The 25,105-nt window shown below is 71.3% G+C and carries 24 protein-coding genes and 2 pseudogenes; 13 read left to right on the forward strand and 13 right to left on the reverse strand.

Annotation, left to right across the window (positions count from 1 at the left end):
- Position 1: 1 nt before the first annotated feature.
- From OG494_RS07145 to OG494_RS07160, 4 genes are read right to left on the reverse strand one after another with little or no spacing between them, the layout of a single operon-like run.
- Positions 2 to 541 carry a nucleotide exchange factor GrpE gene (locus tag OG494_RS07145; RefSeq protein WP_328453160.1) on the reverse strand — a complete coding sequence of 180 codons (540 nt, stop codon included), beginning with the start codon at positions 539 to 541 and terminating at the stop codon, positions 2 to 4.
- A 9-nt stretch (positions 542 to 550) separates the two neighbouring features.
- Complete coding sequence (gene dnaK, locus OG494_RS07150; RefSeq protein ID WP_328453162.1) at positions 551 to 2,419, reverse strand: molecular chaperone DnaK; 1,869 nt, start codon at positions 2,417 to 2,419, stop codon at positions 551 to 553.
- Positions 2,419 to 2,937, reverse strand: a complete 519-nt coding sequence (locus OG494_RS07155) for a general stress protein (protein ID WP_328453164.1) — start codon at positions 2,935 to 2,937, stop codon at positions 2,419 to 2,421. Before OG494_RS07155 ends, dnaK begins: the two co-directional genes overlap by 1 nt.
- A gap of 10 nt (positions 2,938 to 2,947) precedes the next feature.
- Positions 2,948 to 3,415, reverse strand: a complete 468-nt coding sequence (locus OG494_RS07160) for an Hsp20/alpha crystallin family protein (protein ID WP_328453166.1) — start codon at positions 3,413 to 3,415, stop codon at positions 2,948 to 2,950.
- Positions 3,416 to 3,539: 124 nt separating this feature from the next.
- On the opposite strand from OG494_RS07160, the gene OG494_RS07165 reads away from it, so the two are divergent.
- Positions 3,540 to 5,372 (forward strand): PucR family transcriptional regulator, encoded by a 1,833-nt coding sequence (locus OG494_RS07165; protein ID WP_328453168.1) that lies wholly within the window; start codon positions 3,540 to 3,542, stop codon positions 5,370 to 5,372.
- A gap of 117 nt (positions 5,373 to 5,489) precedes the next feature.
- On the forward strand, positions 5,490 to 5,798 hold the full coding sequence (locus OG494_RS07170; protein WP_328453170.1) for a putative quinol monooxygenase: 309 nt from the start codon (positions 5,490 to 5,492) through the stop codon (positions 5,796 to 5,798).
- Positions 5,799 to 6,159: 361 nt separating this feature from the next.
- Here OG494_RS07170 and OG494_RS07175 read toward each other — a convergent pair whose 3' ends face one another.
- Both OG494_RS07175 and OG494_RS07180 read right to left on the reverse strand, forming a co-directional pair.
- A complete protein-coding gene (locus OG494_RS07175) occupies positions 6,160 to 8,406 on the reverse strand; it encodes a SpoIIE family protein phosphatase (RefSeq protein WP_328453172.1) in 2,247 nt (748 codons plus the stop codon).
- Between the two features lie 182 nt (positions 8,407 to 8,588).
- Positions 8,589 to 8,957 carry an STAS domain-containing protein gene (locus OG494_RS07180; RefSeq protein ID WP_328458890.1) on the reverse strand — a complete coding sequence of 123 codons (369 nt, stop codon included), beginning with the start codon at positions 8,955 to 8,957 and terminating at the stop codon, positions 8,589 to 8,591.
- A gap of 142 nt (positions 8,958 to 9,099) precedes the next feature.
- Between OG494_RS07180 and OG494_RS07185 the strand changes: the two genes are divergently transcribed.
- On the forward strand, positions 9,100 to 10,113 hold the full coding sequence (locus OG494_RS07185; RefSeq protein ID WP_328453174.1) for an AraC family transcriptional regulator: 1,014 nt from the start codon (positions 9,100 to 9,102) through the stop codon (positions 10,111 to 10,113).
- Between the two features lie 272 nt (positions 10,114 to 10,385).
- Here the strand turns inward: OG494_RS07185 and OG494_RS07190 are convergent, their stop codons facing one another.
- The 4 genes from OG494_RS07190 to OG494_RS07205 all read right to left on the reverse strand — a co-directional run bounded on the left by OG494_RS07190 (position 10,386) and on the right by OG494_RS07205 (position 14,177).
- The gene (locus OG494_RS07190; protein ID WP_328453175.1) at positions 10,386 to 11,219 is read right to left on the reverse strand and encodes a substrate-binding domain-containing protein; all 834 of its coding nucleotides are present in this window, start codon (positions 11,217 to 11,219) and stop codon (positions 10,386 to 10,388) included.
- A gap of 200 nt (positions 11,220 to 11,419) precedes the next feature.
- A complete protein-coding gene (locus OG494_RS07195) occupies positions 11,420 to 12,757 on the reverse strand; it encodes a jacalin-like lectin (protein ID WP_328453177.1) in 1,338 nt (445 codons plus the stop codon).
- 277 nt (positions 12,758 to 13,034) lie between these two features.
- Positions 13,035 to 13,415 (reverse strand): VOC family protein, encoded by a 381-nt coding sequence (locus OG494_RS07200; protein WP_328453178.1) that lies wholly within the window; start codon positions 13,413 to 13,415, stop codon positions 13,035 to 13,037.
- A 3-nt stretch (positions 13,416 to 13,418) separates the two neighbouring features.
- The gene (locus OG494_RS07205; RefSeq protein ID WP_328453180.1) at positions 13,419 to 14,177 is read right to left on the reverse strand and encodes an arsenate reductase/protein-tyrosine-phosphatase family protein; all 759 of its coding nucleotides are present in this window, start codon (positions 14,175 to 14,177) and stop codon (positions 13,419 to 13,421) included.
- A 49-nt stretch (positions 14,178 to 14,226) separates the two neighbouring features.
- Here OG494_RS07205 and OG494_RS07210 point away from each other — a divergent pair, with 49 nt between their 5' ends.
- Positions 14,227 to 15,519 (forward strand): APC family permease, encoded by a 1,293-nt coding sequence (locus tag OG494_RS07210; RefSeq protein ID WP_328453182.1) that lies wholly within the window; start codon positions 14,227 to 14,229, stop codon positions 15,517 to 15,519.
- Here OG494_RS07210 and OG494_RS07215 read toward each other — a convergent pair.
- Positions 15,511 to 15,786 (reverse strand): annotated as a pseudogene (locus OG494_RS07215) (DUF6223 family protein); the annotation flags it as partial. The gene OG494_RS07210 and the pseudogene OG494_RS07215 sit on opposite strands and share 9 nt — an antisense overlap.
- A 137-nt stretch (positions 15,787 to 15,923) precedes the next feature.
- On the opposite strand from OG494_RS07215, the gene OG494_RS07220 reads away from it, so the two are divergent.
- A complete protein-coding gene (locus OG494_RS07220) occupies positions 15,924 to 16,019 on the forward strand; it encodes an aldehyde dehydrogenase family protein (protein ID WP_328453184.1) in 96 nt (31 codons plus the stop codon).
- 50 nt (positions 16,020 to 16,069) lie between these two features.
- Positions 16,070 to 16,501 (forward strand): nitroreductase family deazaflavin-dependent oxidoreductase, encoded by a 432-nt coding sequence (locus OG494_RS07225; protein ID WP_328453186.1) that lies wholly within the window; start codon positions 16,070 to 16,072, stop codon positions 16,499 to 16,501.
- Between the two features lie 328 nt (positions 16,502 to 16,829).
- On the opposite strand, the gene OG494_RS07230 is transcribed toward OG494_RS07225, so the two are convergent.
- Complete coding sequence (locus tag OG494_RS07230; protein ID WP_328453188.1) at positions 16,830 to 18,050, reverse strand: MFS transporter; 1,221 nt, start codon at positions 18,048 to 18,050, stop codon at positions 16,830 to 16,832.
- An 85-nt stretch (positions 18,051 to 18,135) separates the two neighbouring features.
- The gene (locus tag OG494_RS07235; RefSeq protein WP_328453190.1) at positions 18,136 to 19,080 is read right to left on the reverse strand and encodes a LysR family transcriptional regulator; all 945 of its coding nucleotides are present in this window, start codon (positions 19,078 to 19,080) and stop codon (positions 18,136 to 18,138) included.
- Positions 19,081 to 19,166: 86 nt separating this feature from the next.
- On the opposite strand from OG494_RS07235, the gene OG494_RS07240 reads away from it, so the two are divergent.
- From OG494_RS07240 to OG494_RS07270, 7 genes and pseudogenes are all read left to right on the forward strand, one after another.
- Complete coding sequence (locus tag OG494_RS07240) at positions 19,167 to 20,126, forward strand: cyclase family protein (protein WP_328453192.1); 960 nt, start codon at positions 19,167 to 19,169, stop codon at positions 20,124 to 20,126.
- A gap of 8 nt (positions 20,127 to 20,134) precedes the next feature.
- Positions 20,135 to 21,265, forward strand: coding sequence for an FAD-dependent oxidoreductase (locus OG494_RS07245; protein ID WP_328453194.1), 1,131 nt, complete (start codon positions 20,135 to 20,137; stop codon positions 21,263 to 21,265).
- Between the two features lie 20 nt (positions 21,266 to 21,285).
- Positions 21,286 to 22,224, forward strand: a complete 939-nt coding sequence (locus tag OG494_RS07250) for a VOC family protein (protein ID WP_328453196.1) — start codon at positions 21,286 to 21,288, stop codon at positions 22,222 to 22,224.
- Positions 22,224 to 23,147 (forward strand): fumarylacetoacetate hydrolase family protein, encoded by a 924-nt coding sequence (locus tag OG494_RS07255; RefSeq protein WP_328453198.1) that lies wholly within the window; start codon positions 22,224 to 22,226, stop codon positions 23,145 to 23,147. The genes OG494_RS07250 and OG494_RS07255 overlap by 1 nt, the downstream gene beginning before the upstream one ends.
- A pseudogene (locus tag OG494_RS07260) lies at positions 23,144 to 23,677 on the forward strand (SDR family NAD(P)-dependent oxidoreductase); the annotation flags it as partial. The gene OG494_RS07255 and the pseudogene OG494_RS07260, both read left to right, overlap by 4 nt.
- A gap of 103 nt (positions 23,678 to 23,780) precedes the next feature.
- Positions 23,781 to 23,909 (forward strand): hypothetical protein, encoded by a 129-nt coding sequence (locus tag OG494_RS07265; RefSeq protein ID WP_328458892.1) that lies wholly within the window; start codon positions 23,781 to 23,783, stop codon positions 23,907 to 23,909.
- A 2-nt stretch (positions 23,910 to 23,911) separates the two neighbouring features.
- Positions 23,912 to 25,072: an alpha/beta hydrolase family protein gene (locus OG494_RS07270; RefSeq protein WP_328453200.1), complete on the forward strand. Its 1,161-nt coding sequence runs from the start codon at positions 23,912 to 23,914 to the stop codon at positions 25,070 to 25,072.
- Positions 25,073 to 25,105 lie beyond the last annotated feature (33 nt).

Here is a 25,105-nt window from a genome sequence, read left to right on the forward strand (position 1 = left end):
ATCACCCCTGGGACTTGGACACCGCGACGGCCGTCGGCCGCAGCTGGTGCCGGTCGGTCCCGTAGCCGGGGCGCACGACGTGGGTCACCGTGTTCGGTTCGGTGGCCGGGTCCTCGACGACCGCGACGACCTCGTGCCGGTTCGGGTCGAACCGGACGCCGGTTTCGTCGTCACGCGGGTACCCCAGCCCGGCGAGCAACCGGACGGCCTGCTCCTGGGTCGCGCGGACACCCTGCACGATGGCCGACGGGTCCGCCTCGGCGTGCGCGAGCGCCAGTTCGAGGTTGTCGAGCACCGGGAGCCAGGCCGCCGCGACCCTCGCCCGCTCGGCTTCCACCTCCCGCCGCAGTGCGGTGGCCTGGCGCTTGCGCACGTTGTCGAGGTCGGCCACGGCGCGGCGCCACCGGTCCTCGAGCTCGGCGAGCTTCTCGTCCACCCCGGTCGCCGGGGCCGGCACTTCCTGGGGGCGGGAATCCGTGCCCGCCCCGGCGACCTCCGCGGAGGGTTCTCCCTGCTCCGCGGCCCTTCCTGTGGTGGCCATCGCGCTGCCTCACGCCCGGTCGAAGTCGGCGTCGATCACGTCGTCCTCGTCGGCGGCGTGCCGTGGGCCGCCGCCGTCGCCGTTACCGCTGCTCGCCTGGGGCGCGTTGAGCCCGGCCAGCACCTGCTGCAGCTCCGACGTCAGCGACCGCACCCGGTCCAGCGGAGCGGCGTCCTTCACGGCCTCGCGAGCGTCTTGGACGAGCATTTCCGCCCGCGCCTTCTCGTGCGGTGGAGTGGTGTCCGTGATGGCCCGTTCGACCTGGTAGGCGGCCGAATCGAGCAGGTTGCGCGCGTCGATCTCCTCGCGCAGCCGCTGGTCCTCGGACCGGTTGCGTTCGGCTTCGGTGACCATGCGGTCGATCTCCGCCTGGTCGAGGTTCGAGCTCTCGCTGATCGTGATGCCCTGCTCGGTGCCGGTGTCCTTGTCGCGTGCGGTGACGTTGACGATGCCGTTGGCGTCGACGTCGAACGTCACCTCGACCTGCGGCTCGCCGCGCGGTGCCGGCCGGATGTCGGTGAGCTGGAAGCGCCCGAGCACCCGGTTGTCGGCGGCCCGTTCGCGTTCGCCCTGGAGCACCACGACGTCGACAGCGGGCTGGTTGTCCTCCGCGGTGGAGAACACTTCGGTGCGCCGCGCCGGGATCGTCGTGTTGCGCTCGACGATCTTCGTCATCACGCCGCCGCGGGTTTCCACGCCGAGCGACAGCGGCGTGACGTCGAGCAGCAGGACGTCCTTGACCTCGCCCTTGAGCACCCCGGCCTGGACCGCCGCGCCGAGCGCGACGACTTCGTCCGGATTGACGCTCATGTTCGGGTCCTTGCCCCCGGTGAGCTTGCGGACCAGGCTCTGCACGGCCGGGATCCGGGTCGAGCCGCCGACGAGGATGACCTCGTCGATGTCGTTCGCGGTCACCTTGGCGTCGGCCATCGCCTGCTGGACCGGGCCGAGGCACCGCTCGACCAGGTCGGCGGTGATCTGCTCGAACACCGAGCGCATCAAGGTGGTCGTGAGGTGCTTCGGGCCGTCCTGGCCCGCGGTGATGAACGGCAGGTTCACGCTCGTCTGGCTGACCGAGCTGAGCTCGACCTTCGCCTTCTCCGCGGCTTCGAAGAGCCGCTGCAGCGCCTGCGGATCCGAACGCAGGTCGATGCCGTTGTCCTGCTTGAACCGATCGGCGAGGTGGTCCACGATCCGGCGGTCGAAGTCGTCCCCGCCGAGGTGGGTGTCCCCGGCGGTCGACCGGACCTCGACCACGCCGTCGCCGACGTCGAGCAGGCTCACGTCGAAGGTGCCGCCGCCGAGGTCGAACACGAGGACCGTCTCGTGGCCCTTCGAGTCGAGCCCGTAGGCGAGCGCGGCGGCGGTCGGCTCGTTGATGATCCGCAGGACCTCGAGGCCGGCGATCTTGCCGGCGTCCTTGGTGGCCTGCCGCTGGGCGTCGTTGAAGTACGCCGGCACGGTGATGACGGCCTCGGTCACCCGCTCGCCGAGGAACTTGCCCGCGTCGTCGGCGAGCTTGCGCAGGATCTGCGCGCTGATCTCCTCCGGCGAGTGGAGCTTGTCGCGGACCTTGAACCGGACGACGCCGCCGTCACCCTCGACGACGTCGAACCCGACCGCCTTGGCCTCGTCGCCCACTTCGCCGTACTTCCGGCCGATGAACCTCTTCGCCGAGTAGATCGTGCCCTTCGGGTTGAGGATCGCCTGGCGGCGGGCGAGCTGGCCGACCAGCCGCTCACCGCTTTCGGTGAACGCGACCACCGACGGGGTGGTCCGCGCGCCTTCGGAGTTGGCGATGACCGTGGGCTCGCCGCCCTCCCAGACGGCGATCACCGAGTTGGTCGTGCCCAGGTCGATGCCGACTGCCTTGGCCATCACACACCTCCGGTCATCTTGGCGAGCAGGGACTTGGCTTCGTCGGCCACCGCGTCGTCGGCGACGACCTCGTAGCGGCTGGGCGTCATCACCCGGACCGAGGCGAAGTCGCGGCGTCCGCGCTGGAGCGCATGCGTGGCGAGGCCGAAGATCGCGCCGATCACCGCGCCGAACACGAGGCCGTAAAGGGCGAGGGTGAAGGCGGCCAGCAACGGCGTGAACCAGTTGAAGATCCCGAACAGCCAGCCGATCAGCAGCCCGGTGAGGGCGCCCGAGCCGGCTCCGCGCAGTGCGGCGCCGCCGTGGTTCAGGCGCCCGACGACCTGCTCGATCAGCTTGACGTCCGAGCCGATGATGGCGACCCGCTCGACGGGGAAGCCGTTGTCCGACAGGTAGTCGACGGCCCGCTCGGCTTCGCTGTAGTTTTCGTAGGTTCCGATCGGACGGCGCTGTTCCGCAGCGCGGGGGTCCGAAGTGTGACGCGGTGGTGGCGCGGTGGCGCCCGGCTGCGCGGTCATCGGCTGGCTCCTAGACGTTCGCGGGTTCTTCGCGGGCGGCTTTCGTGGCGATCCGGGGCTTCTCCTCGGTCGTGGTGGCACCGCCGCCGATTTCGACCTTGCGCGGCTTGCTGGCCTCGGCGACCGGGATACCGAGCATGAGCACCCCGCGGTCGAACTCCGCGGACAGCCGGGTGCTGTCCAGGTTGTCGCCGAGGAAGAACTGGCGGCTGAACTCACCCTGCGGCCGTTCGTCGACCAGCAGCTCGTCCCCTTCCTGGCGCAGCGGGGCGCGGCGGGTGCGCACGGTCACCACATTGCGTTCCACGGTCACGTCGACGTCGCCGGGGTCCACCCCCGGCAGGTCCAGCGCGACGACGAACCGGTCGCCGCGGCGGAAGGCCTCCATCGGCATCGCCCGTGGGCCGCGGGTGCCGGCCACGGCTTGCTCGGTCAAGCGTTCGAGATCGCGGAACGGGTCGAAACGCATCAAGGTCATGGCTCTCCTCATTCTTCGCCCGGGTACGTGCCGCGAAGAGAGCTACCGCGTCAGATCGACTCTGCGACGTGGTCTCCAGGTGGACACGAGTTCTGCGAATACCGGCAGAATCGGGGCTGTCGCAGTGACCTTTCGGGACGAATACACAGTGGCAAGGACGGCCGTCCCGGCGCGTGCGCCTGGCAGGTCGAAATTCGCGCGAACGATCGACCCGGCAGAGCAGGAACAGGCGTGTAGGGTTTTGGCCAGTCGGCGGTCGGAGGTCCGGATGACAACCGCGGCGACGGGCGACCGAGCCCACGAAACTCCGCAACGGCCGGACAGCTGGTGGCGCGGCCAGTTGTCGAATCCGCACGGGCTGTTCGTCGTCTCGGCGATGATGTTCGACGGCCGGGAAGCCGACGACATCGTCCGGCTGGCCGCCACCTCGGTACCGTCGTTGAGCGGCTGCGGCGTCAAGGCGGTGTACCTGATCATCGACGGTGCGCTCAGCCGCCGTGATGGCGCGGAGCCGGACGCGGAGCTCGACCGGCAGGTCCGCCTCCTCGAGGGAGGCAGCGGCCTGCTCGTCCTCACCGGTGGCGGCTGGTACTGGGGCTTCGCGCTGCGTGGGTTGAGCGGGCTGAGGGGCTACCTGGTGGTGCACGCGGCGGTGGAGCCGCCGAGGGACGAGTTCTTCCTGCTCGAAGCGCTCGGCCGGCAGACGGCGGGTGCGCTGGCGAACGCCTCGCTCCACCTGCGCGAGCGCGAACAGGCGGTCGAACTGCAGGCGGTCAACGGCAGGCTGACCGCCTCGGTGGCCCGGCTCGAACAGCAGACCCACGTGCACGAGGTGCTCAGCGACATCTCCGTGTCCGGTGCGGGTGAGCCAGGCATCGCTTACGCGGTGCACCAGCTGACCTCGTTGCCGGTCGCGATCGAGGACCGGTTCGGCAACCTGCGGGCGTGGGCCGGTCCCGGCAAGCCCGACCCGTACCCGAAGGCCCAAGCCCACCGGCGCGAGGGGCTGCTCAGGCGCGCCGCGGCGGTTCCCCATCCGGTCCGGGAGAAGGATCGGATGATCTCGCTGGTCAAGCCGCGGTACGAGGTCCTCGGTCTGGTGGCGCTCGTGGACCCGCGCAGGACCGTGGGAAGCCACGAGATGTTCGCGCTCGAATACGGGACGACGGTGCTGGCACTGGAGCTGTCGCACCTGCGCAACCTCGCCGAGGTCGAGCTGCGCCTGCACCGTGACCTGGTCGACGACCTGATCACCGGCACCGACGACGAGAGCGCCTACGCTCGCGCCGACGCGGTCGGGCACGACCTGCGTGGTCCTCATCGCGTGATCGTCGTGCGGTGGGGCGGGAGGCAGGCCGACGACGCCGTCGCCGAGGCCGCGGGCCGGGCCGTCGCCTCCCTTCAGCTGAGCTCGATGATCTCGCGGCGCTCGGGAGCGGTGGTGCTCCTCGTCGGCGGCCGCCCGGACGGCGACACGCTGTACCACCTGCTTTCGGAGAACCTCGGAAGCGGCGGTGCGCTCGGCGTCGGTGGGCGCTGCGACGGCCCCGGCGACTTCCCGAAATCCTATTCGGAAGCGATGCGTGCCGTGGAAATCCGCCGGAAATCAAGGTCGCCCGAAGGTGCGACAACCTTCGACCACCTGGGCCTTTATCGTATTCTGGACACCGGAGGAAATCGCGGCGAAATCGTTGCGTTCGTGCGGGAATGGCTGGGCCTGCTGCTCGACTACGACGAGCACAAGAACGCGGACCTGGTGGAGACGTTGTCGCAGTACCTCGAATGCGGCGGGCACTACGACGAAACCGCTTCCGCGCTGGTGATCCACCGCAGCACCCTGCGCTACCGGCTGGGCCGGATCCGGGAGATCACCGACCTCGACCTCAATGACGTCGAAAGCAGGCTCAACCTGCACGTGGCCACCCGAGCCTGGAAGGTGCTGGGGGGCGCGAGGTGAACGGGGGAGGGGGTGACCGCCTTGGTGTTGCGGTCGGAACGGGGTTACCGTCGTCGGTGCTCGCGTCCAAACAGGACGAAATCCGACACGCAGGACGACAGCTGAGTAAGGAAACTCATGACCGAGGCACCGACTGTAGGGCTGCTCGTGACGATGGAGGCCAAGCCGGGGCGGGAGGGCGACGTCGAGAAGTTCCTCGAGTCGGGCCGGGCGCTCGTCGACGAGGAGCCGGCGACCACCGCCTGGTTCGCGTTCCGTCTCGGTGACACGACGTTCGGGATCTACGACGTGTTCCCCGACGAGCCGGGACGCGAGGCCCACCTGAACGGCAAGGTGGCCGAGGCCCTGATGGCCCAGGCACCCGATCTCTTCGCCGGCACCCCCGTCATCCAGAGGATCGACATCCTGGCCTCGAAACTGCCCTGATCCGTCACTCGCCGGGTGTCCGGGGCGGCCTCTCGTGAGGCAAGGGCAAGCGGAGGCCTCCGCCGAGCCTGCGCTGGACCTGCAGCCGTTCGAGGCGGCCTCGGCCGTATTCGTCGGTCCGGATTTCGATCCGGGCGGCTCCGCACGGCGCCGATCACGCCGCCCCGTCGAGCGCCTCGCGATCGGGGGAGCACCTGCGGCCACCCGGTTTGTCCACTGTGGAAACACCGCGCCCGCGATCTGGAGAACTCCGTTGAGCCGCATCGCTCCGCCGAGTACCGGATCGGCGCCGCGGACGCCTGTGCGGACGCGCAGACCTTGATCCGCGGCATGGCCGGGCTGCCCGTGGAAGGGGATTCGCTCAGGGCCTGACAGATCGGCGGCCGGGGCCGGCCGGGCCCCGGTCGCCGGCGGTGAAGGCCGGTCTGGCCGTGATGACGAGCGCCGCCTGGTCGTCGGTCCCGGTTTCTGCTTGGGCGAAGGCACGAACTGCCGCGGTGACGGCGTCCAGGACGTCGTGGGCACCCGGCCGGGCGGGGGTGGAGGTGACCGCGTCCAGCAGCCGGTCGTCGCCGAACTGTTCGCCTTGGGGGTTGCGGGTCTCGACGAATCCGTCGGTGAGCAGCACGAGGCTTTCGTCCGGCTTCAAGACGAGGTGGCGCTTCTCGAGACGGGGGTTGCCGCCCAGGCCGAGGAGCTTGCCCGGGATGTCGAGTTCGTGCGCGCGGTGGGCGGAGTCGAGCACCAGCGGCAAGTTGTGGCCGGCGCGGAGCAGGTCGATGGCGAGGCCGTCGTCGCCCGGGGTCAGGTGGCCGTAGACCATCGTCACGAAGTCGGTGCCGTGGGCGTCCGGGCGGTTGCTGAGGGCGCGGTCGACGGCTTGCAGGATCGCGACCGGATCTCCCAGCAGCGGCGCGACAGCGCGGGCGGTGTGCCGGACCAGTGCCGTGGTCGTCGCGGCCTTGGCACCCCGGCCGCAGACGTCGCCGAGCATGAACGCCCACGTCCGGTCGTCGAGGGGGAACACGTCGTAGAAGTCGCCGCCGATGTCCAGGCCCTCGCCGGCGGGGTGGTAAAAGGTCGCGAGCTCGGCACCGGGGACCGCCGGCAGGTCGGGCAACAGCAGGCCCGCCTGCAGGTCGCGGGCCAGGGTGACGCGCTGGCTGTACTGGCGCGCGTTGCGGGCGGCGGACGCGGCCCGCAAGGCGACCTCTTCGGCGAGGGAAACGGTGTGACCGTCGAACCCGCCTTCGCCGGTGCTCAGCAGCGTGAGGACGCCGAAGGTCTGGCCGCGTTCGGTGAGCGGGACGCACAGATAGCCCGTGACCCCCAGTTCGCGCCACGGACCGGGGGTCAGGGGCGGCTGCCGGGCCACTTCGGTCATCCCGGAGGCGAGCACCCGGCCCAGTGCGCTGTCGGTGCGCGGGGCCGGCCGGTGGCCGTCCAGGAGACCGGTGGCGCGGGCGTTCGCGCCGGCGCTGCCGGCCCGGCGCACCCGGCCGTCCTCGACGATGTCGACGGTGCAGAGCGGCGCGAGCCCGGGTACGCACAGCTCCGCCAGCCGCTGCAGGGCCTGCACGTGGTCGAGGTCCGCCGAGAGCGCGGTGCTCGCCGACAGCAGGAACGCGAGGTCCTGCCGGGCCGCTTTTTCCTTGGCTTCGGCGGCTTGCCGGGCGAGTTCGACGTGGTGGCGTTCGATCGCGAGTGCGGCGGTGTCGGCGAAGAGCCGGGTCAGCGCGAAGTCGGCGTCCTGGGGTGAGCGCGGCGCGCGGTGGTACATCGCGAACGTGCCCAGCAGTCGTTCGTCCCGGCCCAGGATCGGTGTCGACCAGCACGCCGCCAGCCCGGCGCGGCCGGCGAGTTCGCGGAAATCGTCCCAGAACGGGTCGTTCGCGATGTCGGTGACGATGACCGGCCGGCGGCGGTGCGCGGCGGTACCGCACGAGCCGACGCCTTCGCCGGTGGCGATGCCGTCGATGGCGTTGTTGTAGAACTTCGGCAGGCTGGGCGCCGCGCCGTGGCGCAGGTGACGCCCGTCGGGATCGGCGAGCAGTACCGAAACCAGCACGTCGGGCGCGAGCTCTTCGATCGCCCTGGCCATTCCGTCCAGGATCCGCTCCAGGGGCGCTTGGCGGGCGATCTGCTCGAGGAGGGCGCGGTGCTCGGCGGTGAGCCGCTGGGCGTGCTTGGCCTGCGTGGTCTCGACTCCGATGACGCGCACGCCCGTCACGGCTCCGGACGCGTCGCGGCGGGGTTCGTAGGTGAAGTCGAAGAAGGCTTCCCGGGCGTCCGGCCCGGGCCCCAGCAGCACCCGGGCATCCCGTCCGGTGGCCGGCTCGCCGGTCCGGTACACCCGGTCCAGCAGCGAGAGGAAGCCCTGTCCGGCGAGCTCCGGCAGCGCCCGGCCGAGCGGCACGCCCAGTGAAGTGACGTCGGCCCGGGCGACCGCGTCGAAGAACGCGGGGTTCGCGGCTTCCAGCACGTGGTCCGGGCCGGCCAGCGACGCGAAGACCGCGGGCGACTGGCCGAACAACGACCGCAGGTCCGCTTCGATCGAGGCGGCCGGCGGCTGGTCGTCGCCGAGCGCCCGGTCGCGGGGTCGGGACATCGATCTGCTTTCTCGGGACTCGGCGGCCACGATGCCGCCACCTGGTGCGGGCGCACCTGTGGTTTCAAGTGCCGGCCGGGCCTGCTCCGCACGAGAGCGGATGCCCGACCTTGACACCTTACCCAGGCCACGCTGCCGCCAGCGCGCCGAGGAAGCCGGAAGTGGCGGAGCCGACCGAGCGGTCACCGGGCTCCGAGGGCTTCGCCGACCGTGCCGTGCAGGGTGAACAGGGACCGCACGCCGGCCACGGTCAAGGGCGAGCCGACGGCCTGTTCCGAGCCGACCAGCCGCAGCCCGACGTCGACGCGGCGGAGTTCCGTCGCGATCTGCACGACGATCTGCAGGGCCACCGGACCGAAGGCGACCGGTTCGGTCAGGTCGAGGATCAGCAGGTCGAGGGCGTGCGCTCGCTGCCCGTCGATGACGGCCATCAGCTCGATCCCGCTCCGCGCGTGGAACGGACCGCGTGGGCGCAGCAGACAGGCTCCCGGCCGCACGTGGTCCAACGGCTCGACCCGCACGGACTGCGTCATCGACGGGCCCTGGTCCATCACCTGCACGTCTCTCCCCCGCGGTAGCTCCCCAGCCGCTCCAGTGAAGTGCCCGGCACCGCTCCGGCACAGCCGATTCGCGCGGCACTCTGTCCGGTGACCGCGTTGGCGTGAGCGTGACGGGACGATTACTGTTCGGCTGGTGACGGGCTTGCCTCAGACGGAGCTGCTGCCCGGGAATCCGGTCGCTCGCGCGATGGACGTCGACGAGGCGCACGAGGCGGTGACCCGGACGTACCTGCCTCATCGGCTCGAGGTGCTGGACCGTGAGATCGACTTGGACATGCGGCTCAACGCGGTCCGGGTGGGCGCGGTGACCGCAGGCTACCTGCGCTACGGGAGCCCGGTCCGGCTCGGCACGGTCGACGCCGGCAACTACCACGTCAACATCCCGGTCGCCGGACGTTCCGAGCAGCGCTGCGGCTCGTCGGAACCGGTGTTCACCGGACCCGGACGGGCCGCCGTGTTCGTGCCGGGCTACCCGGCCGACATGCGGTGGGGAGCCGCGTGCGCCCAGCTCTGCCTCATGATCGACCGCCACGAGCTGGAACTGGAGCTGGAGCGCCAGATCGGGCGGCCACTGGGCGAGCGGCTGCGCTTCACCACCGCGATGGACCTGGACACCCCGGCGGCGCGGTCGTGGCTCGAGGTGCTGGCTCTGCTGGAGCGGGAGGCGGGCCGGCCGGGCGGGATCACGCACCACCCCGCGGCGGCCGCGCACCTGCAGAGCCTGGCGATCGCCGGTCTGCTGCTGGCCCAGCCGAACAACTACAGCGACCACCTGCACGCGCCGGCGGCCCCGGCGCCGCCCAGGGCGCTGCGCCGGGCCGTGGAGCTGATCGAAGACGACCCGGGGCTGCCGTGGACTTCGAGCACCTTGGCCCGGGAAGTCTCGGTCAGCGTCCGGGCACTGCAGGAAGGGTTCCAGCGCTGGTTCGCGCTGCCGCCGATGGCCTACCTGCGGGATGTCCGCCTGACCCGGGTACACGACGAACTCGGGGTGGCCGACCCCGGCGGCACGACGATCGCCGCGGTCGCCACTCGCTGGGGCTTCCTGCACGCCGGCCGGTTCTCGACCGCCTACCGCCGCAAGTTCGGCGTCCTGCCCTCGGACACCTTGCACGGCCGTCACCCGGTGAAGGGGACAACCGGCTGACGGCTGGTGCGGGGCCCCAGGGCTTCAGCTTTCGTCCGGCGGAACCTCTCCGGGTGCGGCCGGACCGCTACTCGACGAATGCGTGCGGATGTTCTGGTTCCGCGCGGAAGTCGTGGATGAGCGCAACCAGTTCGCCTGCGGGGGAGCGCCGGTCCGGCCGATGCCGGCGGCGATCTGCCAGTAGCCCAGGGGAATCACGGGCGCGGCCGACTCGCCCGGAACGATCGCGGCCGACAAGGGCGCCCTGTCCCGGCTGGTTCGGAGGGCGGTGGTCAGGGTGGCAAGGTGCTTTCGCGGACGAGGAACCGCGGCACCAGGCGGAGTTGTTCGGCGGAACCGCCGCCGATCCTCGACACCAGTGCGTGAACTGCTCGCCTGCCCAGTTCCGCGAAGTCCTGGCGGACGGTACTCAGCGACGGCGTGGTGTAGGCGGCCTCGGGCACGTCGTCGAAGCCCACGACGCGGACGTCCCGCGGTACCGCGATGCCGGCTTCGGTGAACGCGTGGAGCACGCCGAACGCCATCTGGTCGTTGGCCACGAAGACCGCGTCGACGTCGGGCTCGTGCACGAGCAGCGAGCCCGCGGCGTAGCCGGAGCGGGAGCTCCAGTCGCCGCGGAGCGGGGGTGGCTGGTGCGCCCCGTGCTCTTCGAGGGTGTCCCGCCACCCTCGCTCGCGAGCGTGCGATTCCAGGCAGTGTTCCGGACCGCTGACGTGCCAGACGGTGTGGTGCCCGAGACGCAGGAGGTGCTCGGTGGCCATCCGGGCGCCTTCGTGCTGGTCGAAGAAGACGCGGGACTCCGCCGCGTCGGCGCTGCCGCCGACCAGGACGACGGGTATGGACGCGGGGACGGCGATCGACGGCTTGCCGGTGGGCGGGCGTGGGTCGATGATCACGATTCCGTCGAGGCGTGCGGAGCTCAAGCGCAGGACAGCATCGGCGAAGGAGTTGCGCGTGCTGGGCACGACGGTGGCAATGATCGTGCCGAAGCCGTTGGTGCGTGCCGCTTCTTCCACGGCGGAGAGCGCGGAGAGCGGTCCGTAGAGCTGGGATCTCGGGGCGATCACCCCCAGGGTGGAGTTCTGCGTGGTCGAGAGTCTTGGCACTTGTCGCACCTCAGTGCATCTCGGGGGTTGACGACTCCGGAACGCGTTGCCGCGGTTGAAGCTGGACGAGGTCGGCTGCAAGTTAGGCGGCTCTGCGGTCTCGGGTCAATCGCCCAACCGGACCTGCCGGGTGATCGCGGGTGCCGTTCGCCGACGTCACGGGGGATTGGTCGTGACCTCGGCTCCGCGCGCCGAGATCGTCAGCGTGCGGTGAAGATCAAGCCCAGCTTGTCGACCTCACTGCCGGCGCGGCCGTGGAAGCCGGCGATCTGCCGGCCGGCCGGTGCGGTGTAGGTGGTGCAGTCCGACGTCGTCGTGCCACCGGCGAGGGTGTTGCCGGCGCTGGTGGTGAAGCGGGCGTAGAAGATCCGGCTGTGACCGTTGTAGATTCCTCGGCACAGGTACGCGGAAACGGCGTATTCGCCTGCGGCCAGCGTCAGTGTCCTCATGGTCCCGCCGCTGCCTCCGCGGCTCAGGACCGTGCCGTCGGCGAGGGTGAGTCCCACCTGGTCGACCCGGGAACCGGCGCGGAGCCCCAGCGTGGTCGCGCGCGTTCCCGGGGCAACCCGGTCGAGGTCGGTGAAGTAGTCGCCGTGCGGGCCGCCGAACTGGTCGGAGAGCTGGTAGGCGGGGTTGCGGGTCCAGCTGAACCGGACGGTGATCGGGTCGTGGTCGGAAAGCATGGCGCCGGCCGGGTCGAGGAACTTCGCGTGTTCGTTGTTGTAGGACGTCGCGTTCAGATCCAAGAGCCGGTTGCCGCGGTAGAGCACCTTGTCGACGACTTCGCAGTCGTTGGTGACCGCGCTTTCGTCACACACCAGGGCGTCGCTCCCGGCGGCCGGGGGCAGGCCACCCCGCTGGAGCTGGACCCACGCGTCGGTCAGTCCGTTGCGGGAGGCGAAGTCGCGGATCGTGTCCGCCGCGCGGGTGTAGCGGGTGTTGGTGTCGCCCATGACCAGCACGGCGTTGCCGGCCGAATGGGTGGAGATGAAGGACGAGAGCTGGCTGAGGTTGTCCGCGCGGGAGGCCAGGTCACCGGGGGAGGTGCCGGCGTTGGTGTGCACGTTGTAAACGTCGACGTAGACGCCTTCGGCCAGCCGCAGCCGCATGAAGGTGAATCCCTTGGGCGTCAGGCAGTCGCCGGAGTCGAGCTGGCAGGAGTTCCAGTGGACGCGTTCGAAGTCGTCGGTGTCGTAGGGCGGGGACGACAGGGTGTTCAGGCCGCTGCCGATCCCCGCGCCACCACTGGTGGGTGTCCGGTGGGGATGGTTGTCGGCGGCGTAGAGATTGGCGTGGTAGTTGAAGTCTTCCTGAACGTGGACGAGGTCGTAGGGCCCGAGCCGGCCGCCGATGGCGGTGGTGCTCGACGCGCGTGGCGTAGGCGCGCTCGAGAGCCCTTCGGGCAGACCGGCGACGTTGTAGGACAGAACGGAGAGCGTGCCGGAGTCGGCGCCCGTGGCTTCCGCGATTCCGGAGGTTCCGGCAAGCACCGAAGAGCCGATCACGACCGCGGTGAAGGCGGCGAGGGTTCTGCGCATGACGGACCCTTCTGCTGATTCCTGAGCGGCCGGGGAGTGCCGGGCCGGGCACACTGTGCCACAGCAGGGGCGTTATCGCGAACATTTCTCATGTTTGTTGAATGTTAGCGTGAACATATAGGCTGTCTTGTCCGGGCTTGCGTTCATTGCTCATGTTTCCGACCTGTCCCACGCGGCCGGCTTTCACCCGGTGGGTGCACGCGCGCGGTGGCGCCGGCCAGCGGGACACGGCCGATCGATCACGTCCGTGTCGCCGACGCGGCGCGAGGCGAGGCGGTCAGCGAGCGGGCTGGAACAGCTCGACGAGGTTGCCGGCGGGATCGGTGAGCAGGATCTGCCGTCCGCCCGGACCCGTGATCAGCTCGCCGCGGAAGGACAGTCCCGCGGTGCGGAGCCGGCCGATCTCGTCGTCGAGGTCGTCGACGACGAGGTGGATGCGGTTGCGGCCGGCGGTGGCCGCGTCGGCGGGTGTGGCGCGGGCGCCGGAGCTGGCCGGGCCGGACAGCAGCAGGCGCAGCGGGCCGCGGACGACGTCGGCGAAGGCCGGGGCGGCGCTCATCCGCAGGCTGAAGCCGAGGTGGGTGGTGTAGAAGTCGACGGCGGCCTGGACGTCGTCGACGACGTAGCGGACGCTCGCGAGCTGCTCGGGTGCGGTCATGGGTCAGGCCTTCGGAGGTGTGGTGGCGGCGAGCACGGGCAGCAGGTGGCGGACCCGGGTGTCGATCTCGGCGGCGATGCGGGCAAAGTCCGGGTAGGTGCCCCGGCCAGCGGCTGGGTCGGGGACGCTCCAATGGGCCGGCCGGGGATCGTCGCCGAAGTCGGGGCAGACCTCGCGGACCTTGTCGCACAAGGTGATCACGTGGTCGAACCGGCGGCCGGCCAGCGTGTCCAGGTGCCGGGGACACTGGTCTGCGACGTCGATGCCGAACTCGTCGCGCAGCACCCGGACGGCGTGGGGGTGGAGGTGCGGCTTGGGGTTGCTGCCGGCACTGGTCACCTCGATCCGGCCTTCGCTGTGGTGGCGCAGCAGGGCTTCGGCGATCGGGGAGCGGGCGCTGTTCCCGGTGCACGCGAACAGCACCCGAACCCCCTCCGGCCACTGGGAAGGCGCTGCCGGCGGACCGAGGTGCAGCGCGGGGTGCAGGGTCGCGCCCGCGGTCGTCAGCGCGTGGGCGCAGCGGCCCAGGTCCAGGTGGTAGTAGCTGTCGCGGGCGTCGAAGGTGCTGCGCCGTGCGGTGACCAGTCCTTCGTCGCGCAGCAGGCGCAGGTGGTAGGAGACCAGGTTCTGCGGCTGCTCGGTCCGCGCGGTCAGTTCGCGGACCCGGTAGTCGCTCCCGGCGAGCTCGGTCAGCAACCGCCACCGCAGCGGGTGGGCGGCCGCGCGCACGAACGACGGGGCGGCTTGACCTGATGACGCCATGCCGCGAGGATACATCAAAACAGTTTGATGGAATACCGGGAGGTGGGCGGTGTCCGCACCGCGATCCGACAGCCCAGGTGTGCTGGCGCGGCGGCTGGGTACCGGTGACGCGGTCGTCATCGGGCTGGGCTCGATGATCGGCGCCGGGGTGTTCGCGGCGTTCGGTCCCGCCGCCCGCGCGGCCGGTGCCGGCCTGCTGATCGGCTTGGCGATCGCCGCGGTGATCGCCTACTGCAACGCCACCGCGTCCGCGCAGCTGGCGGCGGCGTACCCGACCTCGGGCGGAACCTACGTCTACGGGCGGGAACGGCTCGGGGACTGGTGGGGGTTCACCGCCGGGTGGGGGTTCGTGGCCGGCAAGACGGCCTCGTGCGCGGCGATGGCGCTCACCTTCGCCACCTACGCCGTTCCCGGGCCGTGGTGGGCGCAGCGGGCGGTCGCGGTGGCCGGCGTGTCCGGGTTGGCCGCGCTGAACTACCGCGGGGTGACCAAGACGGCGCTGCTGACCCGGATTCTCGTGGCCACCAGCCTGACCGCGCTGGCCGCGGTCGTGCTCGGGATCGTCGTCGGCGGCCGTACCGGCGCGGCGAACCTGGGCGGCTGGGCGAGCGTGGGCTCGGGCGGTGTCTACGGCATCCTCCAGGCGGCCGGGTTGTTGTTCTTCGCCTTCGCCGGCTACGCGCGGATCGCCACGATGGGTGAAGAGGTCCGCGACCCGCGACGCACGATCCCCCGCGCCATCCCGATCGCCTTGTTCATCACCGTGGCGGTCTACGCGGTGGTGGCCGTGACGGTGTTGCTGGCCGCCGGTCCGCAGCGGCTCGCCGCGACCACCGCACCGCTGACCGCCGCGGTCCAGGCCGCCGGAGTCGGCGGCCTGAGCCCGGTGGTGCGAGTCGGTGCGGCATTGGCCGCGCTCGGTGCGCTGCTGGCCCTGATCGCGGGTATCGGCCGCACCAGTCTGGCCATGGCCCGCCACCGCGATCTGCCCGGCTGGCTGGCTTCCGTCCATGCTCGTTACCAGGTCCCGCACCACGCCGAGATCGCGCTCGCGGCCGTCGTCGGCGTCCTGGTGCTCACCGTCGACTTGCGTGGCGTGATCGGCTTTTCTTCGTTCGGTGTGCTGATCTACTACGCCATCGCGAACGCCGCGGCGTTCACCCAGCCCCGCGAGCAGCGCCGCTGGCCCCGGTGGCTCAACCTGCTCGGTGTCGTGGGGTGCCTGGTGCTGGTGGCGGCGCTGCCCTGGCAGTCGGTCCTGGCCGGCGTGGTGATGTTCGCCGTCGGGCTGATCGGCCGGGCCGTGGTGCTGAAGGCGCGTTCCCGCAGCCGATCAGCGTGAGGAGGCCCGCGAGCCGCCGGAGCGGGCCGGCGTCAGACCGCCGAGGACGCCGGCCATGAGACCGGCGACCACGGCCGCGGCGCCACCGACGACTCCGTTGCCGGTGCCGGGACCACCGTCGGCGACAGCCAGGTCGACCACCCCGCCGACGACGGCGATCAGCCCCGTCGCCAACGCCACCACGGCTCCCTTCCGCCCGTCGTCGGTGGAACGGCGAATGCTGCGAACGAGCCCCCGGCCGCCGATGATCGCGCCGGCCGCCGTGGCCCAGAGCCGTGCGGTGGTGAGGGTCGAACGAGTGGGTGTTACCGCGCCCGCAGTAGTTTCCCGGCTCGTGCCGCACCCGCGGCAGCGCGAAGTGCCGGCGCCTGCCGGACGACCGGGGTGACTCGCTGGACCTGCGGATGCCGTTCGGCGGCATCAAGCAGAGCGGCATCGGCCGCGAGTTCGGCACCGCGGGGCTCTCGGCCTACGTGGAGGGCACTCGATCCGCCGCCTGAAGTGACACCGGGCGGGAATGAGATCCGGACCCGGAGTGTTGATCATGGGCATGTCCGACGAAACCGCAGAATTCAGTCCCACCGAGTGGGTGCAGGACCAGACCAAGACGATCCTGGAGACCGGGACCACCGAGGGGATCGAGGTGCTCGGGTCGCCGGTCGTGCTGCTGACGCTGCGCGGCGCGAAGTCCGGCAAGCTGCGCTACACCCCGGTGATGCGGGTGGAGCACGCCGGCAGCTACGCGGTGGTGGCGTCCAAGGGCGGCGCTCCGGAGCACCCGGTCTGGTACCACAACATCAAGGCGCACCCGGAGTTCCCGCTGCAGGACGGGACCGTGACGAAGACCTACGTGGCGCGCGAGGTCGAGGGGGCCGAGCGGGCCGAGTGGTGGGAACGCTCGGTCGCGGCCTACCCGTCGTACGCCGAGTACCAGACGAAGACCGACCGGCAGATTCCCGTGTTCGTGCTCGACCCGAAGTAACAGCGTCCTCGGTGAGGGGTGCGGCCGGCGGCCGCACCCCTCTGCCGTGCGTCGTCACGCGGTCGGTCGACCAGCAGCTTCAGGGCGGGACGTCCTCGGTGACCGGGTCGAGCCTCCGCGCGCCCAGCGCCTCGATGGACTTGCGGCGGGTCTCCGACGGCTCGACGACGTCTCGCTGATCCGCGCCGCGTGGTGGCCGCCGACATCGGCTCGACCACCGCGCCCAGCTTGACGGGGACGTTCCTCGACGACCGTCTGCCGCCAACCGAGCCTACGACGGGAGACACCGGACCGTCGTTCGACAGCGCCGGCGCCGGTGCTCTTCCGGTCAGTCGGTGGTGACGTCGAGCCGGGGGTTGTGCCGCCGGATGGTGAACACGCAGAGCACGGCCATGGCCGCGGCGGCGAGACCGAGCACGCCGATGGCCGGGCGCAGGCCGCCGGCGCCCGCGCCGATCGCGGCGATCAGCAGCGGGCACAGGAACTCGCCGATGAACAGCGCCGCGGTCCACACGCCGGTGCCCCGGCCGCGCTGCTCGAAGTCCAGTCCGTTCACCGCCCAGGTCAGCAGCGTGGGCAGGAGCATGCCGGTGCCGAACCCGGCGACGGCGGCGCCGGCGGCGATCACCGGGACCGAACCGGTCGCGAACACGAGCGCGAAGCCGATCGCCGACAGCCCGAACTCCACCGGCAGCAGCGCTCGCGGTGTCCGGTGGGACAGCCGGGCGAAGACGACGCACCCGGCGGCGGTGGCCACGGACATCAGGGCGCTGATGCCGCCGATCGCCGCCGTCGAGCCGAGTCCGGCTTCGGTGAGCACAAAGGACAGTTCCACGATCAGGGTGTAGAACACGATGCCGCCGACGAAAGTGACCAGGCACGGCGTCAGCAGGGCACGCCACGGCAGCGGCGCCAGACGCCGGCCGGTGGTGGCCTTCCCGCCCGGCTGCCAGATGAGCTTGGCGGTCAGCGGGACCAGAACGAGCGCGACGGCGTACACCCAGAACGGCGTCCGCCAGCTGTGCGCGCCCAACGCGCCACCGAGGGCCAGGAACACCGTCGCGGACAACGACGCGACGAGCGTCTGCAGGCTCAGGTAGCGGCTGCGGCGCGCCCCGGACCAGTAGTCCCCGATCAGCGTCGTGGCACAGGTCATGATCGCCGCCTCGCACACGCCGACCAGGACGCGGCTGACCAGGATCGCCGGCAGGGTCGGCAGGTACAGCGGCGCGGTGCCGGTGATCGCGTAACACACCAAGGCGATCAGCAGCAGCCGTTTGCGGTCGACCTTGTCGACGATCAGGCCCGCGAACGGCGCGGTGAGCCCGATCAGCAGCGCGGGAACCGTGAGCACCACCGGCGCGAGGACCGCGGCGCCGGGCACCCCGGCGAAAGCGTCCTGCAACCGGGGCAGCACCGGCGCGATGAGCACGGCGCCGAGCACCGACGAACAGCTGGCGGACAACAGGATCAGCAGCTGGGCCGTTCCCGGCCGGCGGCCACTCGCCGAGGCGGTGGCCGGGTGGGAACTCGCGAGTTGATCGGACATGGCGCCTCCGGCCTGCGGGCGGCCGGTCTCCGCTGAACGGCATCGCTTGCGCAGAAGTGTCGGGAACGCGGCGCCGGAGCGGAAATCACTTCTTCCGAAGGCCGGTATCAGCCGGGGTGATGCCGATCATCGCCGCGACGGCCCGCCGGACGACGTCGCGCAGGTACCGGTGCTCGGGGTCGTCGTCGTACATCGGGTGCCACCACATCGCTTCCACGAGCGGGGTCGCGTCGAAGGGACACGGCAGGGCCCGCACGCCGAGCTCGGCCGGGATCCCGTCGGCGAGCCGGCGTTGCACCAGCGCCACGCGCCCGGAGCCCGCGACGAGCCCGGGCACGGTCAGGAACGTCTCGGTGACCACCTGGATGTGCGGTTCGATCCCGAGCATGCGCATCTGCCGCGCGGCCGGGGTCGACGCCGTCGGCCCGTGGTAGGTCACGACCCACGGCATGGTCTCCAGCTGCCGGACGGTCAGGGCGTTCCCGACGGCGGTGTTGCCCGCGGCGACCAGGCAGACCCATTCGTCGCGGTAGAGGTCCTGGTGCGGCAGGTCGTCGACGAACCCGTGCGGGATCACCAGGAGGTCGGTGTGGACCAGTTCCTGGGCGGCCGCGTCGACCATCCTCGGTGTGTTGGCGGGGAACCGCAGCCGGGTGCCGGGTGCCTCTTCGGCGAGGCGGGCCGCGATGCCGGGGCCGAGCATGGCCACCCCGTAGTCGCTCATGAGCATCGAGAACTCGCGCGCCGAGGAGGCCGGGTCGAAGTCGGGCTCGGCGGCGAACACCCGCTCGGCCCCGGACAGGGCCACGCGCACGCGTTCCTTGAGCTGCACGGCCAGCGGGGTGAGCCGGTACTGGTTCCCCGACCGGGTGAGCAGGTCGTCGTGGAAGTGCCGGCGCAGCCGGGCCAGCTGGGCCGACACCGCGGGCTGGCCGAGGCCCATCCGCGCCGCCGCGCGTGTCACGCTGCGCTCCTGCAGCAGCGCGTCGAGGGCCACCAGCAGGTTCAGGTCCAGCCGAGCCAGGTTCACAGCGGGCCACGGTATCAACGCTGTCGATACTCCGCATCACCGATCTGTTCTTCCCTGATATCCCCCTCCGGCCCGACAGTGGGGGAGTGGACCGAACCGATCCCGAAGGCGCGATCGCAGCTGCCGCCCAGCGCTGCTCCAACTGGGGCCGCTGGGGCACTGACGACGTCCTCGGCACGCTGAACTTCCTGGACGACGCCCAACGCCGGGAAGGCGCCGCGCTCGTCCGGCGCGGGGTGAGCTTCTCCCTGGCGCAGCGCTTCGACGCGAACGGCCCGCAGAAGGGCTGGCGACGGCGCACCAACCCGATCCACACGATGCTCGACACCGGTCTCGACGCCGAGCGCGGGCAGGGCTTCCCGCACGGGCTGGGCGGCGCCGACGACGTCGTCTTCATGCCCTTGCAGGCCTCCACGCAGTGGGACGGCCTCGGCCACATCTTCGACCACGGCCTCGCCTGGAACGGCCGGCGCGCCGGAGACGTCGTGACCAGCGAAGGCGACCAGGTCACCGGAATCGAGACCGCGGCCGGCCGGATCGCCGGCCGCGGTGTGCTCCTCGACGTCGGCCGGGTGCTTGGCGCCGACGGCGAGCTGCCCGACGGGTTCGCGATCACCACCGAGCACCTCGAGGCCACCATCGCCGCCCACGGCGCGACCGCCCACGTCGGCCGCGGTGACCTGCTGCTGGTGCGGACCGGCCGGTTCACCCGCGCCCGGCGCGAAGGCTGGGGCGACTACGCGGGCGGCCCGGCCCCGGGCCTGTCGTTCACCACGGCGGACTGGCTGCACGGCAGCGAAATCGCCGCCATCGCCACCGACACCTGGGGCTTCGAAGTCCGGCCCAACGAGTTCGACGACGCTTTTCAGCCCCTGCACCAGGTCGCCATTCCCCACATCGGGCTGTTCCTCGGCGAGATGTGGGACCTCGACGCCCTCGCGGCCGACTGCGCCGCCGACGGGACGTACGAGTTCTGGCTGACCGCCGACCCGCTGCCCGTGACCGGCGCCGTCGGCGCCCCGGTCGCCCCGATCGCCGTCAAGTGAGGACCGCCATGCCCGCCGTCACCACCGTCCTCGTCGTCGGCAGCGGTCTCGCCGGCACGGCCACCGCGATCCACCTCGCGAAAGCGGGGGTCGCCGTCGACCTCGTCGAGGCCGAGCCCGGCGTCGCCGCCCTCGGCTCCGGGATCACGTTGCAGGGCAACGCCTTGCGCGAGCTGCGCGCCCTCGGCGTCTGGGAGGAGGTCCGGGCGAAGGGGTACGGGTTCGACAGCCTGGGGCTACGCGCGCCCGATCCCGCCGGCACCCTGCTGGCCGAAATCCCGGACGCCCGCACCGGCGGCCCGGATCTGCCCGCCACCCTGGGCATGCCGCGTCCCGACCTCGCCCGGATCCTGCACGACCGCGCGGCCGCGACCGGCGCGAAGATCCGGTTCGGCGACACCGTCACCGAGCTGCGGCAAGGAGAAAGCCACGTCGACGTCACCTTCACGGACGGCTCGACCGGCCGTTACGACCTGGTCGTCGGCGCCGACGGGATCCGCTCGGCGATCCGGCGGCTGCTCGGCATCGAGCTGACGACCCGCGCGACCGGGATGGGTATCTGGCGCGCCTTCGGTCCGCGGCCGGCGTCGGTGACGCGCACCGACCTCTTCTACGGCGGGCCCTGCTACATCGCGGGTTACTGCCCGACCGGGGAGGACTCGCTCTACGCCTACGTCGTCGAAGACGCGCAGGACCGCAGTTCCCTGACCCCGCACCAGCGGCTCACGACCATGCGCGCACTCGCCTCGGCCTACCACGGACCGTGGGACGACATCCTCGCCACGCTCGACGATCCCTCCCGCGTCAACTACACCTGGTTCGAGACCCACGTGCTGCCCGCGCCGTGGCACCGCGGCCGCGTCGTGCTGATCGGCGACGCCGTCCACGCCTGCCCGCCGACCCTGGCCCAAGGCGGCGCCCAAGCGCTCGAGGACGCGGCTGTCCTCAGTGGACTCCTGATCGACGCCGAGACCCTCGACGACACGGTGTGGAGCGCCTTCACCGAACGGCGCGTCGCCCGGGCGACGGCCGTGGTCGAAGCGTCGAACCAGCTCGGCCAGTGGCTCCTCGACCGCGAACCGGGCGACGTCCCCGGCCTGATGGGCGCCGTCGCCGCCCTCGTCGCCCAGCCCGCCTGAACCCCTTCCGGAGGAATCCCATGACCGAGGGCCTGATCACCCACCTGCGGCACGTCGACCTCGCCGTGCCCGACCTCGCCCGCCAGCAGGACTTCTACACCGGCGCGTGGGGGCTGACCACGGAGCACACCGACACCGGGATCGCCTTCCTCGCCGCGGAAGGCTCACCCGAGCACTACATCGTGCGGCTGCGCCAGGCGGCGGATAAACGCATCGACCTGATCGCCTTCGGCGTGGCCACCGCGGCCGACGTCGACACCCTGGCCGCTCGCCTGGCGACCGCCGGCGTCACCCTGGTCCACGAACCCCGCGCACTGCAGACTCCCGGTGGTGGTTACGGGTTCCGGTTCTTCGACAACGAAGGCCGCACGATCGAGATCAGCGCCGACGTCGCGGTCCGCGCCCACCGCAAGATCGAAGCGGGCGAAGCGATCCCGGTCCGGCTGTCCCACGCCGTGCTCAACTCGGCCGACCCCGAAGGCACGCGGCGGTTCTACGAGCGCCACCTGGGGTTCAAGCTGTCCGACACCCTGACGCACCCGCGGATGGGTGGGATGATGTGGTTCCTGCGCATCAACGCCTGGCACCACAGCCTGGCCATCGCTCGCGGCCCGCACCCGTCGCTGCACCACGCGTCGTTCGAGATGCGGGGGATCGACGAGTACATGCGCGGCACCGGACGGCTGCTGCGCGCCGGCGTCGAGAAGATCTGGGGCCCCGGGCGGCACCTGGCCGGCAACAACACCTTCAGCTACTTCCTCGACCCGCACGGCAACACCGTCGAATACACCACCGAGCTGGAGCTGATCGACGAAGACACGTGGCACCCGCAGCTCTACGACTTCACCCGGCCCGAGGTGTCCGACCAGTGGGGGACGGCGAACGCGATGAACGAGTTCGTCGCCTCCCGCTCCTTCAACGACCCCGACAAGGGCCTGTTCGTGGCCCCGCCGGTCTGATGCGCCTCGCTACCTACGAGCACGGCGGAACCGTGCACACGGGCGTGGTCTCCGGCGCCGACGTCCACGCCTTCGCGGCCGGGGTCACGGTGCTCGACCTGATCCGCGGCGGCCTGCCCGCCGCGCTCGAAGCCGGGGCGGCCGCCCTCGGCGGGCCGGCCGTGCCCCTGGCCGAGGTGCGGCTGCTGCCGCCGCTCGAGCCACCGAGCGTCCGCGACTTCGTCGCCTTCGAGGAGCACGTCGAGGGCATGGTCTCGCCGGGTTCGGTGCCGCCGGAGTGGTACGAGGCGCCGACGTTCTACTTCACCAATCCCGCCGCCCTGGTCGGCGCGCACGACGACGTGCCGGTCCCGCCGGGCTCGCGGTCGTTCGACTTCGAGCTGGAGGTCGCCGCCGTGCTGGGGCCGGACGCGATCTTCGGCTACACGATCATGAACGACTGGTCGGCCCGCGACCTGCAACGCCGCGAGATGCGCGTGAACCTCGGCCCGGCCAAGGGCAAGGACTCCGCGACCACCCTCGGACCGTGGCTGGTCACCGCCGACGAGCTGGAGCCGTACCGGGATGCGGACGGCTTCCTCGCGCTGGACATGCGGGTCGCGGTCAACGGCGTCGAAGTGGGCCAGGACCTGTTGTCCAACATGGGCTGGCCGTTCGAAGAACTGGTCGCCTACGCCGGTCGCGGCACCCGGCTACGGGCCGGCGACGTCCTGGGGTCGGGAACGTGCGGCAACGGCGGCTGCCTGGCCGAGCTCTGGGGCCGGCGCGGCGAACAGCAGCCACCGCCGCTGAAGCCCGGCGACGTCGTCGAGATGACCGTCGAAGGCATCGGGACGATCCGCAACACCGTCGTGCCCGGGCAGGTGCTGCCGCCGGTGCGTCCGGCGCGGCCGCGGTCGCGAGCCCGGAAACGCGCCGTATGAGCGGCCGGGTCGCCGGCAAGGTCATCGTGGTGACCGGTGCCGCGCAAGGCCAGGGAGCCGCCGAAGCCCGGCTGCTCGCGGCCGAAGGCGCGACCGTCGTCGGCGTCGACGTGCGACCGGAGCCCGCCGAGGACCTGCCGCCCGGGGTCGGCTACCGGCCGCTGGACGTCACCGACGCCCGCGGCTGGGACGTCTTCGCGGCCGAATACGGGCGCGTCGACGGCCTCGTCGCCAACGCCGGCATCACTTGGCGTGCCCGGCTGAGCGAGGTGTCTCCCACGGACTTCCTGCGCGTCACCGAGGTGAACGTCGTCGGCAGCCTGCTCGGAATCCAGGCTCTGGCGCCCCGGATGGGGACCGGGGCCTCGATCGTCGTGGTCGGTTCGGTGGCCGCGCTGACCGGCCACTACCCGGTCGCCTACACCGCCGCGAAGTGGTCGTTGCGCGGGCTGGCGAAGACGGCGTGCCTGGAACTCGGCCCGCGCGGCATCCGCGTCAACACCGTTCACCCCGGCTACATCGAGACCCCGATGACGGCGTCCGCCTCACCCGCGTTCCGCGTGGCCAACGTCGCCGAGACACCACTCGGCCGCACCCGGAACGGCTGGCGAGGTCGCGGCGGTCGTCGCTTTCCTGCTCAGCGACGAGGCGTCGTTCGTCTCCGGTGCGGAAATCCCCGTCGACGGCGGCCTCACCGCCCACGGCGGCGTCAAGTCGATCAGCGACGCCGTGCGTTCCGCTGACCCTCCCGAAAGGACCTGATCGTGTTCGAGTACTTCCCCGGAAACTACGTCTGGAACCTCGGCGTGGTCGCCGCGCTGAACTCCGGCGGCCTGATCGACGAGATCGACCGCGCCTGCCGGCCGATCCGCGAGGCCGCCGCGCGCGGCTCCGACGCCGGCACCCCGGACTTCCTGCGAGCCTGGACGGCCTTGACCGACCAGCTCGTCACCCAGGCCGAAGCCGCGGAGAAGGCCGGGCACGAGCGCGCCGCCGGGCAGCTGTACTTCCGCGCCACCAACTACCTCTGCCAGGCCGAGCGCATGCTCGCGCACTCGAACCCCGACCGGCTGCCCACCTACCGCCGTGTGCTGGCCTTGGCGCAGAAGTCGTTCGACCTGCGCGACCCGCGCGTCTCCCGGGTCGCGATCCCGTACGAGGGAACGACCTTGCCCGCCTACTTCAGCGCGGCGCCGGCCACGAGCGCCGGTCCGGCGCCGGTCGTGGTGCTGGTCAACGGCTTGGACTCGACCAAGGAGCACATGTACGGATCGGCGCACTGGGAGGAGCTGGCCGCCCGCGGCATCTCGTGTCTCATGCTCGACCAGCCCGGCACCGGCGAAGCGTTGCGGCTGCAGGGAATCACGGCCCGGATCGACAGCGAGGTGTGGGCCGGCGCCGCCGTGGACTGGCTCGAACAGCGCGACGACGTCGACCCGGCGCGGATCGGGATCGTCGGCTGGTCGCTCGGCGGCTACTTCGCCCCCAGGGCCGCGGCCTTCGAGAAGCGGTTCGCGCTGTGTGTCGCCTGGGGCGCCAACCACAACTGGGGCGCGGTGCAACGCCGCCGCCTCGAGCGCGAGGGTGAACGCCCGGTGCCGCACTACTGGGAGCACGTCCTGTGGGTGTGGGGCCACGACGACCTCGACACGTTCATCACCTTCGCCGACGACGTCCACCTCGACGGTGTCGTCGAGAAGATCACCGTCCCGTTCCTCATCGCCCACGGCGAAAAGGACCGCCAGATCCCGCTCGAGTACGCGCACCGCTCCTACGAGCAGGCGGTCGGCTCGCCTCGGCGCGAACTGCGGGTGTTCACCCCGGAAGAGGGAGCGACCGAACACATCGGGCTCGACCACCTCGCGCATGTGAGCACTTATATCGCCGACTGGGTGGCCGATACCTTCGCCGTGAACCGCGGCTGAACTGGCGATGTGCGACGGGTGTCTCCCCGTCCA

The organism is Amycolatopsis sp. NBC_00438 (genome assembly GCF_036026695.1).
Classification (GTDB): Bacteria; Actinomycetota; Actinomycetes; order Mycobacteriales; family Pseudonocardiaceae; genus Amycolatopsis.